This window comes from Streptomyces sp. NPDC036813 (assembly GCF_055609245.1).
In genome coordinates this window covers 488,852-502,433 of the sequence record NZ_JBVJPV010000004.1, presented here as the reverse complement: position 1 = coordinate 502,433, position 13,582 = coordinate 488,852, and the positions used below count along the sequence as shown (strand labels likewise).

16 protein-coding genes are annotated in these 13,582 nt (G+C 72.8%); 6 read left to right on the top strand and 10 right to left on the bottom strand.

Annotation, left to right across the window (positions count from 1 at the left end):
- Positions 1–34: 34 nt before the first annotated feature.
- Together ACZ67Q_RS12270 and ACZ67Q_RS12265 are read right to left on the bottom strand one after the other, a co-directional pair.
- Positions 35–1,084 (bottom strand): zinc-dependent alcohol dehydrogenase family protein, encoded by a 1,050-nt coding sequence (locus ACZ67Q_RS12270; RefSeq protein ID WP_471180001.1) that lies wholly within the window; start codon positions 1,082–1,084, stop codon positions 35–37.
- A 192-nt stretch (positions 1,085–1,276) separates the two neighbouring features.
- On the bottom strand, positions 1,277–1,987 hold the full coding sequence (locus ACZ67Q_RS12265) for a VIT1/CCC1 transporter family protein (RefSeq protein WP_471179999.1): 711 nt from the start codon (positions 1,985–1,987) through the stop codon (positions 1,277–1,279).
- A 210-nt stretch (positions 1,988–2,197) separates the two neighbouring features.
- Between ACZ67Q_RS12265 and ACZ67Q_RS12260 the strand changes: the two genes are divergently transcribed.
- The 5 genes from ACZ67Q_RS12260 to ACZ67Q_RS12240 all read left to right on the top strand — a co-directional run bounded on the left by ACZ67Q_RS12260 (position 2,198) and on the right by ACZ67Q_RS12240 (position 7,052).
- Entirely contained in the window at positions 2,198–3,196 is a 999-nt protein-coding gene (locus tag ACZ67Q_RS12260; RefSeq protein ID WP_471179996.1) for a DEDDh family exonuclease, read from the top strand.
- Positions 3,197–3,276: 80 nt separating this feature from the next.
- Entirely contained in the window at positions 3,277–3,510 is a 234-nt protein-coding gene (locus tag ACZ67Q_RS12255; RefSeq protein WP_361637674.1) for a hypothetical protein, read from the top strand.
- 127 nt (positions 3,511–3,637) lie between these two features.
- Positions 3,638–4,435 carry an SURF1 family cytochrome oxidase biogenesis protein gene (locus ACZ67Q_RS12250; protein ID WP_471179993.1) on the top strand — a complete coding sequence of 266 codons (798 nt, stop codon included), beginning with the start codon at positions 3,638–3,640 and terminating at the stop codon, positions 4,433–4,435.
- Positions 4,436–4,504: 69 nt separating this feature from the next.
- A complete protein-coding gene (locus ACZ67Q_RS12245) occupies positions 4,505–6,292 on the top strand; it encodes a glycoside hydrolase family 15 protein (protein WP_471179991.1) in 1,788 nt (595 codons plus the stop codon).
- A gap of 4 nt (positions 6,293–6,296) precedes the next feature.
- Positions 6,297–7,052 carry an SDR family oxidoreductase gene (locus ACZ67Q_RS12240; protein WP_471179989.1) on the top strand — a complete coding sequence of 252 codons (756 nt, stop codon included), beginning with the start codon at positions 6,297–6,299 and terminating at the stop codon, positions 7,050–7,052.
- 18 nt (positions 7,053–7,070) lie between these two features.
- Here the strand turns inward: ACZ67Q_RS12240 and amaP are convergent, their stop codons facing one another.
- The 5 genes from amaP to ACZ67Q_RS12215 are packed head-to-tail and all read right to left on the bottom strand — an operon-like array spanning position 7,071 to position 9,364.
- The gene (amaP, locus tag ACZ67Q_RS12235) at positions 7,071–7,649 is read right to left on the bottom strand and encodes an alkaline shock response membrane anchor protein AmaP (protein WP_471179986.1); all 579 of its coding nucleotides are present in this window, start codon (positions 7,647–7,649) and stop codon (positions 7,071–7,073) included.
- Between the two features lie 6 nt (positions 7,650–7,655).
- Positions 7,656–8,279, bottom strand: a complete 624-nt coding sequence (locus ACZ67Q_RS12230) for a DUF6286 domain-containing protein (RefSeq protein ID WP_471179984.1) — start codon at positions 8,277–8,279, stop codon at positions 7,656–7,658.
- Positions 8,276–8,659 (bottom strand): Asp23/Gls24 family envelope stress response protein, encoded by a 384-nt coding sequence (locus tag ACZ67Q_RS12225; RefSeq protein WP_471179982.1) that lies wholly within the window; start codon positions 8,657–8,659, stop codon positions 8,276–8,278. Before ACZ67Q_RS12225 ends, ACZ67Q_RS12230 begins: the two co-directional genes overlap by 4 nt.
- Entirely contained in the window at positions 8,656–8,841 is a 186-nt protein-coding gene (locus ACZ67Q_RS12220) for a hypothetical protein (RefSeq protein ID WP_471179979.1), read from the bottom strand. The genes ACZ67Q_RS12225 and ACZ67Q_RS12220 overlap by 4 nt, the downstream gene beginning before the upstream one ends.
- 49 nt (positions 8,842–8,890) lie before the next feature.
- On the bottom strand, positions 8,891–9,364 hold the full coding sequence (locus tag ACZ67Q_RS12215; RefSeq protein ID WP_471179977.1) for an Asp23/Gls24 family envelope stress response protein: 474 nt from the start codon (positions 9,362–9,364) through the stop codon (positions 8,891–8,893).
- An 85-nt stretch (positions 9,365–9,449) separates the two neighbouring features.
- On the opposite strand from ACZ67Q_RS12215, the gene ACZ67Q_RS12210 reads away from it, so the two are divergent.
- Positions 9,450–10,199: a nucleopolyhedrovirus P10 family protein gene (locus ACZ67Q_RS12210; RefSeq protein WP_471179974.1), complete on the top strand. Its 750-nt coding sequence runs from the start codon at positions 9,450–9,452 to the stop codon at positions 10,197–10,199.
- Positions 10,200–10,280: 81 nt separating this feature from the next.
- Here the strand turns inward: ACZ67Q_RS12210 and ACZ67Q_RS12205 are convergent, their stop codons facing one another.
- From ACZ67Q_RS12205 to ACZ67Q_RS12195, 3 genes are all read right to left on the bottom strand, one after another.
- Positions 10,281–11,084: an enoyl-CoA hydratase/isomerase family protein gene (locus ACZ67Q_RS12205; RefSeq protein ID WP_471179972.1), complete on the bottom strand. Its 804-nt coding sequence runs from the start codon at positions 11,082–11,084 to the stop codon at positions 10,281–10,283.
- Between the two features lie 159 nt (positions 11,085–11,243).
- Positions 11,244–11,465: a helix-turn-helix domain-containing protein gene (locus ACZ67Q_RS12200; RefSeq protein WP_190220789.1), complete on the bottom strand. Its 222-nt coding sequence runs from the start codon at positions 11,463–11,465 to the stop codon at positions 11,244–11,246.
- Between the two features lie 334 nt (positions 11,466–11,799).
- Positions 11,800–13,398, bottom strand: coding sequence for an ABC-F family ATP-binding cassette domain-containing protein (locus ACZ67Q_RS12195; RefSeq protein WP_471179969.1), 1,599 nt, complete (start codon positions 13,396–13,398; stop codon positions 11,800–11,802).
- Positions 13,399–13,582: the final 184 nt, after the last annotated feature.

Here is a 13,582-nt window from a genome sequence, read left to right as displayed (position 1 = left end):
GATCACCGATCGCCGCGGATCGCCGGTCGTTGCTTCACCGGTCGTTGGTGACGAGCACCTTCAGGGCGGTCCGCTCGTCCATCGCCTTGTAGCCGTCGGGCACGCCTTCGATGCCGACCGTCATGTCGAACACCGGCGAGGGGTCGATACGCCCCGAAAGGACGTCGGGCAGCAGCTCGGGGATGTAGGCGCGGACCGGGGCGACACCGCCGCGCAGGGCGATGTTCCGGTCGAACATCACACCGAGGTCGAGTCCGGTGCCGCTGCCGTGCGGCACGCCGACGAAGCCGATGGCGCCGCCGTCGCGGGTGATGTGGACGGCCGTCTTCATGGACTGCTCGGTGCCGACGGCCTCGACGACGGCGTGCGCACCCTGGCCGCGGGTGAGTTCGCGGACGGCCTCGACGGCCGCGTCCCCGCGTTCGGCGACGACGTCGGTGGCGCCGAAGCGGCGGGCGATGCCGGTGCGCACCTCGTGCCGGCCGAGCGCGATGATCCGCTCGGCGCCGAGCCGCTTGGCCGCGAGCACCGCGCACAGGCCGACCGCGCCGTCACCGACGACGGCGACCGTCGCTCCGGGGCGGGCGCCCGCGCCGAGGGCGGCGTGGTGGCCGGTGCCGAGCACGTCGGACAGGGTCAGCAAGGCGGACAGCAGGTGCTCGTCGGACGCCGCGTCCTTGGGGAGCTGCACGAGGGTGCCGTCGGCGTAGGGCACGCGCACGGCCTCGCCCTGGCCGCCGTCGTAGCCGACCGAGCCCCAGAAGCCGCCGTGCTCGCAGGAGGTGGTCAGGCCCTCGCGGCAGTAGTCGCAGACGCCGTCGGACCACATGAAGGGCGCGACCACCAGGTCGCCGCGCCGGACCGTCGTCACCTCGGAGCCGGTCTCCTCGACGACCCCGAGGAACTCGTGGCCGATGCGCTGACCCGGCTGCCGGGCCGCCTCGCCGCGGTACGCCCACAGGTCGCTGCCGCAGATGCAGGCGCGCAGCACCCGGACCACGGCGTCGGTGGGCAGCTGCACCACGGGCTCGGGCACGTCCTCCACGCGCATGTCGTACGGGGCGTGGATCGTGGTGGCGCGCATGGCGAGGATCTTTCTCGTGCGGTGTCGTGAACAGCGCTCAGGGGTGGCGAGCGCACTTCACGGTACGCCAGTGACCTCGGCGGCCGCCCTTCGGAGGGCGGGCGTCCCCGGGCGCCGGCGCTCGCCCCGCCGCCCGCCACCCGCTCCGTCGGACCCATCACCCTGTCCCTCAGACGCGGCCGCTGTGAGCCCTCAGACCCCGGCCGCCCCCAGCAGGGCCCCCGCCGCGTAGGTCACGCCCATCGCCAGGGCGCCCCCCGCGACGTTCCGCAGCACGGCCCGGCCAGGGTGCGCCGCCCCGAGGCGGGCGCTGCTCCACCCGGTGAGCACCAGGGCGGCCAGGACGGAGACGACCGTGACCGCGAGCCGCCGGCCGGCGGGCGGGAGCACGATGGCGAGCAGCGGCAGCAGCGCGCCCACGGTGAACGCGAAGAAGCTCGCCCAGGCCGCGTGCCACGGGTTGGTCAGCGCGTCGGGGTCGATGCCGAGCTCCACGCGCGCGTGCGCGCGCAGCGCGTCCCGTTCCGTCAGCTGCTCGGCCGCCTCCCGGGCCACCTCGTACGACAGCCCGCGCTCCTGGAGGAGTTGGGCCAGCTCCTCCAGCTCCGCCTGCGGCTGCTCCCTCAACTCCCGTTTCTCCAGGGCGAGCGCGGCGAGCTCGGAGTCGCGCTGGGTGGACACCGACACGTACTCGCCGGCCGCCATCGACATGGACCCGGCGAGCAGCCCGGCCAGGCCGGCCGTCAGCAGGGCCGCACGGTCGTCGGTGGCCCCGGCCACGCCGACGACGAGACCGGCGGTCGACACGATGCCGTCGTTGGCGCCCAGCACCGCCGCCCGCAGCCAGTTCAGCCGCTCCCCGAGCGCGCCCCCGTGGGCTTCGTCATGGTTGGAGTCGGTCACACCGGGAGCATGGCACCGGGCGGCGAGGGCCCGAGCGCCGACCCGCCGTTCCGTGGCGGGAGGCGAACACGGCGCAGGCGAACACGGCCGAAGCGGCGGCGTTTCGGCCGAAGAAGGGACGTATCGGGCACGCCGGTGGCGCGAATCCGCCTGGCGGGGGGCGGACCTGACGGACGGTGCTGTCAGTGGCGGCCCGTATCCTCAGTGACCATGCTCGAAGACCTCGCGACCGCAGTCTCCTCCCCCACCGAGTGGCCGGCCGCGTATCCCCAGGGATACGCGGTCGTTGACGTGGAGACCACCGGCCTGGCCCGGGACGACCGCATCATCTCCGCGGCCGTCTACCGGCTGGACGCGCGCGGCGAGGTCCAGGACCACTGGTACACGCTGGTCAACCCCGAGCGCGACCCGGGGCCGGTGTGGATCCACGGCCTGACAAGCGACACCCTCGAAGGGGCGCCGCTGTTCCGGGAGGTCGCAGAGGAGTTCGCGGCGCGGCTGTCCGGCCGGGTGCTGGTGGCGCACAACGCGGTCTTCGACTGGCAGATGATCGCGCGGGAGTACGCGCGCGCCGAGAGCGAGGCCCCGGTGCGGCAGCGGCTGTGCACCATCGCACTGTCCAAGGAGTTGGGGCTGCCGCTGCCCAACCACAAGCTGGAGACGCTGGCCGCCCACTTCGGTGTCGTCCAGCAGCGGGCCCACCACGCGCTGGATGACGCGCGCGTGCTGGCGGAGGCGTTCCGGCCGAGCCTCAGGGCCGCGGCGGCGAGCGGGGCGCGGCTGCCGCTGCAGGAGTGCCGGCCGCTGACGGAGTGGCGGGACGGTCCCGCGCCGCTGATCGGACGGCAGCCGGGCGGCTCGTACGGCTACGGCAGCTCCGGCTCCGGCAGTTGGCGTCCGTCCCGCAAAAGGCCCGCATGCCCCTATCCCAACCCGGGTCGGTACGAAGTGGGCAAAAGGCTCAAGCAGGGAATGCGGGTCGCCTTTTCCGGTGACACGTCGACCGACCGCGAGCTGCTGGAGGACCGGGCGGTCGAGGCCGGGCTGCATGTGGCGACCAGCCTCTCCCGGCTGACCAGCCTGCTGGTCACGAACGACCCCGATTCGGGCACGTCCAAGGTGGTCAAGGCCCGGCAGTTCGGCACGCCGGTGGTGGACGAGGCGGCGTTCGGCCAGCTGCTCGCGGATGTGGAGCCGGCCGACGGGTGACCCGTACGGACGGGTGATTGCGCCGCGACTCGCCCGGCGCCCGCTCGCCCGCGTCCGGCCGACGGCTCACCCTGAGCCCCATGGCGAGATGCGAAGTTTGCGGCAATGACTACGGAATGACCTTCGAGGTCCACGCCCAGGGCGCGGTGCACGTCTTCGACTGCTTCTCCTGTGCGATCCACCGCATGGCCCCCATCTGCGAACACTGTCGTGTCCAGATCATCGGCCAGGGCGTGGAGGTCGAGGGCCACTGGTTCTGCGGCGCCCACTGCGCCCGCGCGGAAGGGAAGGCGGGCATCGTCGACCGGGTCTGAGCCGGGCCGGAAGCACCTCCCGGAGCACCCGGACCGGGTCTGAACCGGCCCGGGAGCACCTCCCGGAGCACCCCCTCGGCACACCCCCTGTGCGAGCACCCCACGGCCCGAGATGTACCGTCGTGGGGTGTACCGCTTCCTGTTGACCCGCCAGTGGGTGATCCTCACCGTCGTCGCGATCGCGCTGATCCCGACGATGATCCGGCTGGGTTTCTGGCAGATGCACCGCTACGAGGAGCGCAGCGCCCGCAACCAGCTGGTGTCCGCCGCCCTCGACTCCAAGCCGGTGCCCGTGGAGCGGCTGACCTCCCCGGGGCACACCGTCACCACCGAGCAGCGCTACCGCAACGTGACCGCCACGGGCCGCTTCGAGGCGGAGCGCGAGGTGGTCGTGCGGCGGCGGGTCGACGACTCCGGTGAGGTCGGGTTCCACGTCCTCACCCCCTTCGTCCTCACGGACGGCAAGATCGTCCTCGTCAACCGTGGCTGGATCCCTGCCGACGGCCCGACCCAGACCGCGTTCCCGAAGATCCCTCCCCCGCCGAGCGGCGAGCTCACCGTGACCGGGCGGCTGATGCCCGACGAGACGACCGCGGCCAGCGGCATCAAGGAAGTCAAGGGACTGCCGGACCGGCAGATCATGCTGATCAACAGCGAGCAGCAGGCGCGGCGTCTGGGCGCGCAGGTGGTCGGCGGCTACCTCGCGCTGAGCGCGCCGCACCCCAAGGGCGGCAGCCCCGAGCTGATCGGCGGCACGCCCGGCATGGAGGACTCCGCGCTGAACTATGCCTACGCCATCCAGTGGTGGCTGTTCGCCGCGTGTGTCCCCGTCGGCTGGGCGGTCATGGCCCGCCGCGAGATCCGGGACCGGACGCAGCAGGCCGCGCGGGAGACGGCCGAGGAGAGCACCCCCGCGACGGTGTGAGCTGCGGGCTCTCACTCCCCCGGCGCACCCGCTGATTGCCGTGATCCCCGCGCGGGAACCCGGAACTGCGTGCACAACCGCATCGAGGACTACGCCCTGATCGGCGACGAGCAGACCGCGGCCCTGGTGGGCCGTGACGGCTCCGTGGACTGGCTCTGTCTGCCCCGCTTCGACTCCGGCGCGTGCTTCGCCCGGCTCCTCGGCGACGAGGACAACGGCCACTGGCGCCTCGCTCCGCAGGGCGTCGACGGCCCCTGCACCCGCCGCGCCTACCGCCGCGACACCCTCGTCCTCGACACCGAGTGGGACACCCCCGACGGTCGCGTGCGGGTCACCGACCTGATGCCGCAGCGCGACCGCGCGCCCGACCTGGTCCGCATCGTGGAGGGCCTGGACGGCCGTGTCACCATGCGCAGCACCCTGCGGATCCGCTTCGACTACGGCTCGATCGTCCCGTGGATGCGCCGCTCCCGTGACCACCGGGTCGCCGTCGCCGGACCGGACTCGGTGTGGCTGCGCAGCGAGCCCTCGGTGCGGACCTGGGGCGAGGACTTCGGGACCCACTCGGAGTTCACCGTCGGCAAGGGCGAGTCGGTGGCGTTCGTGCTGACCTGGCACCCCTCGCACGAGCCGCGCCCCCGGCAGATCGACCCGTACGAGGCGCTGCGCAGCAGTGTGCGGGACTGGCGCGGCTGGGTGGCCCGGTGCCGCTACGACGGCCCGTACCGCGATGCCGTGGTCCGCTCGCTGATCACCCTCAAGGCGCTCACCTACGTCCCCACCGGCGGCATCGTCGCCGCGCCGACGACGTCGCTGCCGGAGGAGATCGGCGGCGTGCGCAACTGGGACTACCGCTACAGCTGGCTGCGCGACTCCACCCTCACCCTGGGCGCGCTGCTGACGGCGGGCTACCGGCACGAGGCGGAGGAGTGGCGCAACTGGCTGCTGCGCGCGGTCGCGGGCGACCCGGCCGACCTGCAGATCATGTACGGGCTGGCTGGCGAACGGCGGCTGCCGGAGGTGGAGCTGCCGTGGCTGTCCGGCTTCGCCGGCTCCACCCCCGTACGCATCGGCAACGACGCGGTCAGGCAGCTGCAGCTCGACGTGTACGGCGAGGTGATGGACTCCCTCTGGCTGGCCCGCCGCGCGGGGCTGTCCACCAAGCCGCACATGTGGGCGATCCAGCGCTCCCTGCTGGACTGGCTGCGCGACCAGTGGCACCGCCCCGACGAGGGGCTCTGGGAGGTGCGCGGCGGCCGCAAGCAGTTCGTGCACTCCAAGGTGATGGTGTGGGTCGCCGCCGACCGGGCGGTGCGCACGCTGGAGGCACACCAGGATCTCGACGGCGACCTCGACGGCTGGCGGGCGATGCGCGACGAGGTGCACCGCGAGGTGTGCGAGAAGGGCTTCGACAAGCAGCGCAACACCTTCACCCAGTACTACGGCTCCAGGGAACTGGACGCCGCGCTGCTGCTCATCCCGCGCGTGGGTTTCCTGCCGCCGGACGATCCGCGGGTGCTCGGCACGATCGAGGCGATCCGCGAGGAGCTCGGCCACCACGGCTTCGTGCGCCGCTACTCCACCGACGGGACCACGGTGGACGGGCTGCCCGGCGACGAGGGCACGTTCCTGGCGTGCTCGTTCTGGCTGGCGGACGCCCTGCACGCGAGCGGCCGTACGAAGGAGGCGCGGGAGCTGTTCGAACGTCTGGTGGGCGTGGCGAACGACGTGGGGCTGCTGTCCGAGGAGTACGACCCGGCCGGCCGCCGGCAGTTGGGCAACTTCCCGCAGGCGTTCAGCCACATCGGCCTGGTCAACACCGCCCTCGCCCTCTTCGGCGGGCAGGAGGCAGGATAGGGCCATGGATCTTGGACTCAAGGACCGGGTGTACGTCGTCACCGGAGCCACGCGCGGGCTGGGCAACGCCACCGCGCGGGAGCTGGTCGCCGACGGTGCGAAGGTCGTCATCAGCGGACGGGACGAGAAGCGGGTAGCGGAAGCGGCCGCCGAACTGGGCGCGAACGCGGTGGGGGTGGCCGTGGACAACGCCGAGGCGGACGCGCCCGAGCGGCTCGTCGCCGCCGCCCGCGAGCACTTCGGCGGCTTCCACGGCGTCGTCGTCAGCGTCGGGGGGCCGCCGCCCGGCTTCGTCGCCGACAACACCGACGAGCAGTGGCGGGCGGCGTTCGACTCCGTGTTCCTCGGCGCGGTACGGCTGGCGCGGACGGCGGCGGCCGAGCTGGAGCCGGGCGGTGTCATCGGCTTCGTGCTGTCCGGGTCGGTGCACGAGCCGATCCCCGGCCTTACCATCTCCAACGGACTGCGGCCGGGCCTCGCCGGGTTCGCCAAGTCCCTCGCGGACGAGCTGGGGCCGCGCGGCATCCGGGTCGTGGGGCTGCTGCCGGGCCGTATCGACACCGACCGGGTGCGGGAGCTGGACGCCCTGTCGGCCGACCCGGAGGCGACGCGGGCGGCGAGCGAGTCGCGCATCCCGCTGCGCCGCTACGGCGCCCCCGCGGAGTTCGGCCGCGCGGCGGCGTTCCTGATCTCCCCGGCGGCCTCCTACGTCACGGGCGTGATGCTGCCCGTGGACGGCGGCACACGGCACGGGTTCTGAACCGACGGGCCCGCCGGCTCAGCCGACCCTCTCCGCGCCGTGTCTGACGCCCCGTAGCCGTACTTCCGCGGGCAGGGAGGACAGGCCTGCCGTCTCGCGGGCGTGGGCGAGGGTCTGGGCGGTGAGGTGATGCAGGGCCGTCTCCGGGTCCACGTGCGGTTCCAGGTGGACCCGGATGCGCGCCGAGGGCGACGTGCGGTGGCCCGTGAGGTGCGCCTGCGCGCGAGCGACACCGTCCAGCGTGCCCGCGTCGCCGGTGAGGACCCGCTCCAGGGCGCGGCCGCGCAGCCGCGCGCCCTCTCCGTCGCCGGTGTCGACGAGGACCTCGGCGAGCCGGCGGCGCCGCAGCACCGCGGTCAGCCACCACAGGGCCAGCAGGAGCAGGACGGCGAGCGCGGCGATGACCGCCGGCCACCACCAGTCGGTGCCCCGCCAGTGGGTGCGCTCGGCGTCGCTCAGCAGCACGTCGTGCCGGTCGGCGTGGATCCACCAGGAAGGCGCCGGCGCGCCCAGCCCCACGGCGAGGACCGCACCGCCCAGCGCCACGAGCACGAGCCCGGCCAGCGCGAGCAGCACCCGGTTGACGGTGGTGAGCATCGAAGGTCACCCCTTGCGTCCGGGCCGCCGGACGCGCACGGCGAGGCGGGGCGGCCGGGCCAGGCCCAGTCCGCGCACCGCGTCGCCGAGCACCGCGTCCAGGTCGGCGTGTACGTCGTCGAGTTCACGGAAGTGCGCCATCGCGCGGACGTCCGCTTTCCTGCGGTGCACCCGGACCCGCGCCGACTGCACACCCGCCACCTCCATCGCACGGTCGCGCAGCACCAGCGCGGCCGCGTCCCGGGTCAGCGCGGCCCGCACGTCGGCGTGCGTGCGGCGCATCGGCAGCAGGGCCCGCAGTCCGGGGGTGAGGGCCAGCACGATCAGCCACAGCCCGAGGGCGGCGGCGACGCCCGCGCCGACCCGCACCCAGATGTCGTCCAACGGCCGGGTGGCGAGCTGCCGGGCGAGGACCCGGCGCCAGCGCATCGCCGGATGGCCGGCCCGGACGGCGCTGATGTCGTACAGCAGGAGACCGAAGCCGCCCAGGAGCAGCGCGGCGACGATGCCGGCCGGGATGCGGCGGGCCGACCAGAAGCGCCGCGCGGGAGGGTGACCGCCCTCCTCGGGGGCGGGCTCGGCCTTCTCCAGCACGGGCAGCCGCTGGGTGGCCCCCTCGGGTTCACTCATGACGTCCTCCCCTGCGGCGCGCCGTGCGCCGGCGTCAGGTGCAGCCGTTCGACGTGCACGGCGACCTCCGGAACCTCCATGCCCACCAACGCGCCCACCCGCTCGGCGACATGGCGACGCACCTCTCGGCAGCGGGCACCGATGTCGGTGGGGTAGTCGAGTTCGAGGTGGACGCGCAGACGCGCGGTGTTGTGGTGGACGACCACCGTGGCGTGCGGAGTCGCGGCGTCCTCGGGCAGCGTCCCGATCGCCTCGCGCGCCGCCTGTGCGGCGACCTTCGCCACCACCCGGTCGGCGATCCGTGTCGCGCCGCGCTCGCGGGGCAGCACGGCGCCCCGGGGTCTGCGGAGCTCACCGGCCCCACTGGTCACGGGCGTCACCGCCGCCGGTCACTGCGCGCGCGGGAGAAGTCGCCGATGTCGAGGTCTCCCTCCGCCAACCGGCCGACCACGAAACCAATGGCGCCCAGTGCCGCCACCAGCACGAAGGCGCCGAAGCCGCCGAAGTATCCGGCGAAGCCCAGTGCCATGCCGGCGATCATGCCGGCCACGGCCATGCTCATGCTGTGCTCCTCAGCTCGTCAGCCTGCTCGACGGCCCGCTCGAGTGCCGTCACTGGATACGGGGCTGCTCCGGCTCCTCGTCCTCCTCCTCGGGGAGCTTCACATCGCTGACGGCGACGTTGACCTCGACCACCTCCAGGCCCGTCATCCGCTCCACAGCCGTGATGACGTTTTCCCGCACATCACGCGAGACCTCCGAGATCGACACGCCGTACTCGACGACGATCTCCAGATCCAGCGCGGTCTGCACCTCTCCGACCTCGGACTTCACACCCCGGGTCACGGACTTGGTGCCGCCGGGTACGCGATCGCGCACGGCGCCGAGGGTGCGGGACAGACCGCTGCCCATCGCGTGCACGCCCGGGACGTCGCGGGCCGCGAGACCTGCGATCTTCTCGACCACACCGTCGGCGATCGTCGTCTTGCCGCGGCTGCCCGGGTCGCCGCCACCGCGACGGGTGGTCTGCGGATCCTTGTGGATTTCGGACGTGCTCGTCCGGCTTCCGGCCGTCATGTCGCTCATCGCCGTTTCCTTCCACATCGTCGTCCTTCGACCACCGTAAGTGCGGTTACGCGATCGCGCGCCCGTGATGCGGCAGGCTGGAGGAATGACAGCGGAGCACTGGACGCGGGACGTACGGCGGCGGCTGGGCCTCGGCAGACTGCTGCCGCTCGGCGAGGCGCGTGATGGGGCGTGGCTGGCGGAGTCCGCCGCGCGGGCGTTTCTGGCGGGGGCCGTGGTGAGCCTGCCGGATGTGCTGCTGGGCGCGGTGCGCGTCGGGCTCGCCGATCCGGCGGACGTGGCCGAGCCCGTCGTACCCCCGCCGCCGAGTGCGTTGCCGCCGGGGCCCCTGCGGGTGACGGCGGAGTTCTCGGCGACGGCGGCGGAACCACTGCCGGAGACCGCGCAGCGACTGCGGACGGCGCTGGCGACGGCCGCGCGGGAGGGGCTGGGGCTCACCGTCGCGGAGGTGGACCTGCGGGTGATCGCCCTGCTGGACGAGACCATGGAGCCCGGGCAGGACACGGGCCCGGCGCCCGTGGACACGTCCGGCGGCTACGGAGGCGGCGCGGGCAGCGACACGGAGGGCGCCGATGTGGCGCTCGTGGCTGCGGCGGCCCTCGCGGTGCCGGGCGTGGCGGGGCTCACCGGTTCGCTGGGCGGGCTGGGCCGTCCGGTGCGTCTGGAGGAACGCGCGCAGGACGGCGCGGCGCTGCCGCACCGCCACGCGCGCGTGGAGATCGCCGTACACACCGGTCACCGGCCCGTGGACGTGGCCCGGGCCGTCCGCGCGGCAGTGTCCCAGGCGCTGCCGGACCGTCCGACGGTGGCGGTACTGGTCACGGCGATCATCTGAGGCACCCCGCGACGGCGCCGGTTCAGCCGACCGGGGTGATTTCCCGTACGGTCGGCTGATCGGGTGAGTGGCCTTTCGTGGTCACTCGCCCAGGCCGGCCAGGTCGCGCAGGCGGCGTGCCTGGGCCTGGCGTTCGGCCGCGCGCTGTTCGTCGTAGGTGCGGTCGGCGGCGCCGCGCAGCAGGGCCTTGGTCTCGATGACGGCGTCACGCGGCGCGGCGAGCAGGGCGGCGGCCAGGTCCTTGACCGCGCCCTCGAGCTGGTCGGCGGGCACGGCGAGGCTGGCCAGGCCGGAGGCCACCGCTTCCTCGGCCAGGACGAAGCGCCCGGTCGCGCAGATCTCCAGCGCCCGGGCGTAGCCGACCAGTCCGACGAGCGGATGCGTGCCCGTCAGGTCGGGGACCAGCCCGAGGCTGGTCTCGCGCATGGCGAACTGCACGTCGTCCGCGACGACCCGCAGGTCGCAGGCGAGTGCGAGCTGGAAGCCCGCCCCGATGGCATGGCCCTGCACGGCGGCGATCGACACGATGTCGTTGCGCCGCCACCAGGTGAACGCCTCCTGGAACGCGGCGATGGACGCGTCCAGGTCGGCGTCGCTGCTGCGGGCCAGGTCGATGAACGACGGCTCGCCCTCGATCCCCTCGGGCGTGAACATCTGCCGGTCGAGCCCCGCGGAGAAGGACTGCCCCTCACCGCGCAGCACGACCACCCGAACCGCGCCCGGCAGCCGCCGGCCGGCCTGGGCGAGCGTCCGCCACATGGCGGGGCTCTGCGCATTGCGCTTGGCCGGATTGGTCAGCGTCACCGTCGCGATCGCGCCGTCGACGGTGAGCCGTACGCCGTCCTGGTCGAGCAGGGGAACGAGTTCCGGGCCGGGCGTGGCCATGGGGCGCCTCCGATGCGTGCGGTCACTGGGGATGCCCACGTGGGCATCCGTCGGCCGGATGCCCGTGCGGGCCATCCGTAAGTGACTGCACAGTAACCACCCGCCCGGCCGGTCGACCGACCGGGTGGCCACCATCGGAGTCCTGGGGCCGCCCGGGGATCAGGCCGTCTGGGCCTTCTTGCCCCGGGTAGCCCCGCCGCGTCCGCGGAGCGTGACGCCCGACTCACTGAGCATGCGGTGCACAAAGCCATACGAGCGGCCGGTCTCCTCGGCCAACGCCCGGATGCTCGCACCGGCGTCGTACTTCTTCTTCAGGTCTGCCGCGAGCTTGTCGCGCGCGGCGCCGGTCACCCGGCTGCCCTTCTTCAGAGTCTCGGCCACCCGTGCCTCCTCATGGGAAGTGCGCTCTGGTCTCCTCATGATCACCCCTCCGGCGCGGGTTGGCCACCCATTCGGCAAGGTCCGTGCGACACCGTTGTGACGACAGGAGCGCGTCCACACAATCGGAAGCCTTAATTCCGCGCCTCGCCGTTCGCAGGATCGAACCGGCCCGTCGGCGAATCCGCAGGTCAGACATGCAGAACGGCCGGCCCTCCGCACAGGGAGGAACCGGCCGTCAGATACGTGTATGGCACACCTCGATACGAGGAGATCTCACACAGATGATGGATCACGGCTCGGCCGAATGATCCATACCGGTGGATCATTCATTCGATCAAGCCAGGGCGACGAGATCCGCGTAGTCCGCGCCCCACAGGTCCTCGACACCGTCGGGGAGCAGGATGATCCGCTCCGGCTGCAGCGCCTCCACCGCTCCCTCGTCGTGGGTGACCAGGACGACGGCACCCTTGTAGGTGCGCAGCGCCCCGAGGATCTCCTCGCGGCTGGCGGGGTCGAGGTTGTTGGTGGGCTCGTCCAGCAGAAGGACGTTCGCCGAGGAGACCACCAGGGTGGCCAGGGCCAGACGGGTCTTCTCACCGCCGGAGAGCACGCCGGCCGGCTTGTCGACGTCGTCGCCGGAGAACAGGAACGAGCCGAGCACCTTGCGGACCTCGACGAGGTCCATGTCGGGGGCGGCGGAGCGCATGTTCTCCAGGACCGTGCGGTCCGGGTCGAGCGTCTCGTGCTCCTGCGCGTAGTAGCCGAGCTTGAGGCCGTGGCCGGGGACGACCTTGCCGGTGTCGGGCTGCTCCACGCCGCCCAGCAGACGCAGCAGGGTGGTCTTGCCGGCACCGTTGAGCCCGAGGATGACGACCCGGGAGCCCTTGTCGATGGCGAGGTCGACGTCGGTGAAGATCTCCAGGGAGCCGTACGACTTCGACAGGCCCTCGGCCATCAGCGGGGTCTTGCCGCAGGGCGCGGGCTCCGGGAAACGGAGCTTGGCGACCTTGTCGGACTGGCGGACCGCCTCCAGTCCGGAGAGCAGCTTGTCGGCGCGGCGGGCCATGTTCTGCGCGGCGACCGTCTTGGTGGCCTTGGCGCGCATCTTGTCGGCCTGGGAATGCAGGGCGGCGGCCTTCTTCTCGGCGTTGGCCCGCTCGCGCTTGCGGCGCTTCTCGTCGGCCTCGCGCTGCTGCTGGTAGAGCTTCCAGCCCATGTTGTAGACGTCGATCGTGGAGCGGTTGGCGTCCAGGTAGAACACCTTGTTCACGACCGTCTCGACCAGGTCCACGTCGTGGCTGATGACGATGAAGCCGCCGCGGTAGGTCTTCAGGTAGTCCCGGAGCCAGATGATCGAGTCCGCGTCGAGGTGGTTCGTGGGCTCGTCCAGGAGCAGCGTGTCCGCGTCCGAGAACAGGATCCGGGCCAGCTCGATACGGCGGCGCTGACCGCCGGAGAGGGTGTGCAGCGGCTGGCCGAGCACCCGGTCGGGCAGGTTCAGCGCGGCGGCGATGGTCGCGGCCTCGGCCTCGGCGGCATAACCGCCCTTGGTGAGGAACTCCGTCTCCTGCCGCTCGTACTGCTTGAGGGCCTTCTCGCGGGTGGCGCCCTGCCCGTTCGCGATCCGCTGTTCGTTGTCGCGCATCTTGCGGATCAGCACGTCGAGGCCGCGCGCGGAGAGGATGCGGTCACGGGCGAGGACGTCGAGGTCGCCGGTGCGCGGGTCCTGCGGGAGGTAGCCGACCTCACCGGAGCGGGCGACGGTGCCGGAGGCGGGCATGCCCTCGCCGGCGAGGACCTTGGTGAGCGTGGTCTTGCCGGCGCCGTTGCGGCCGACGAGCCCGATGCGGTCGCCCTTCGTGACGCGGAAGGTGGCGTTCTCGAGGAGGATGCGGGCACCGGCGCGCAGCTCGATACCGGAGGCGGAGATCACGGGGTCAGACTCCTGGGCGGTGGGGATTGACGGTGGAAGGCTGGTGGACGGTCCCGCCGTCTAATGCGCGAGGAGAATGGCCATGGGGACCAGTCTAACGGCCCCATGCAACTGGTTTTCCGGCCCACGGAGCGGGCGGGGCGCGAGGAGAACGACCCGAGGCGGGGCGGGCCGGGGTGGGGAC

What these genes read in the sequence shown, in the direction of transcription:
- ACZ67Q_RS12270 (WP_471180001.1), bottom strand. Translation starts at nt 1,084, where the DNA reads ATGCGCGCCACCACGATCCACGCCCCGTACGACATGCGCGTGGAGGAC.
- ACZ67Q_RS12260 (WP_471179996.1), top strand. Translation starts at nt 2,198, where the DNA reads ATGCTCGAAGACCTCGCGACCGCAGTCTCCTCCCCCACCGAGTGGCCG.
- ACZ67Q_RS12255 (WP_361637674.1), top strand. Translation starts at nt 3,277, where the DNA reads ATGGCGAGATGCGAAGTTTGCGGCAATGACTACGGAATGACCTTCGAG.
- ACZ67Q_RS12240 (WP_471179989.1), top strand. Translation starts at nt 6,297, where the DNA reads ATGGATCTTGGACTCAAGGACCGGGTGTACGTCGTCACCGGAGCCACG.
- amaP (WP_471179986.1), bottom strand. Translation starts at nt 7,649, where the DNA reads ATGCTCACCACCGTCAACCGGGTGCTGCTCGCGCTGGCCGGGCTCGTG.
- ACZ67Q_RS12230 (WP_471179984.1), bottom strand. Translation starts at nt 8,279, where the DNA reads ATGAGTGAACCCGAGGGGGCCACCCAGCGGCTGCCCGTGCTGGAGAAG.
- ACZ67Q_RS12220 (WP_471179979.1), bottom strand. Translation starts at nt 8,841, where the DNA reads ATGAGCATGGCCGTGGCCGGCATGATCGCCGGCATGGCACTGGGCTTC.
- ACZ67Q_RS12215 (WP_471179977.1), bottom strand. Translation starts at nt 9,364, where the DNA reads ATGAGCGACATGACGGCCGGAAGCCGGACGAGCACGTCCGAAATCCAC.
- ACZ67Q_RS12210 (WP_471179974.1), top strand. Translation starts at nt 9,450, where the DNA reads ATGACAGCGGAGCACTGGACGCGGGACGTACGGCGGCGGCTGGGCCTC.
- ACZ67Q_RS12205 (WP_471179972.1), bottom strand. Translation starts at nt 11,084, where the DNA reads ATGGCCACGCCCGGCCCGGAACTCGTTCCCCTGCTCGACCAGGACGGC.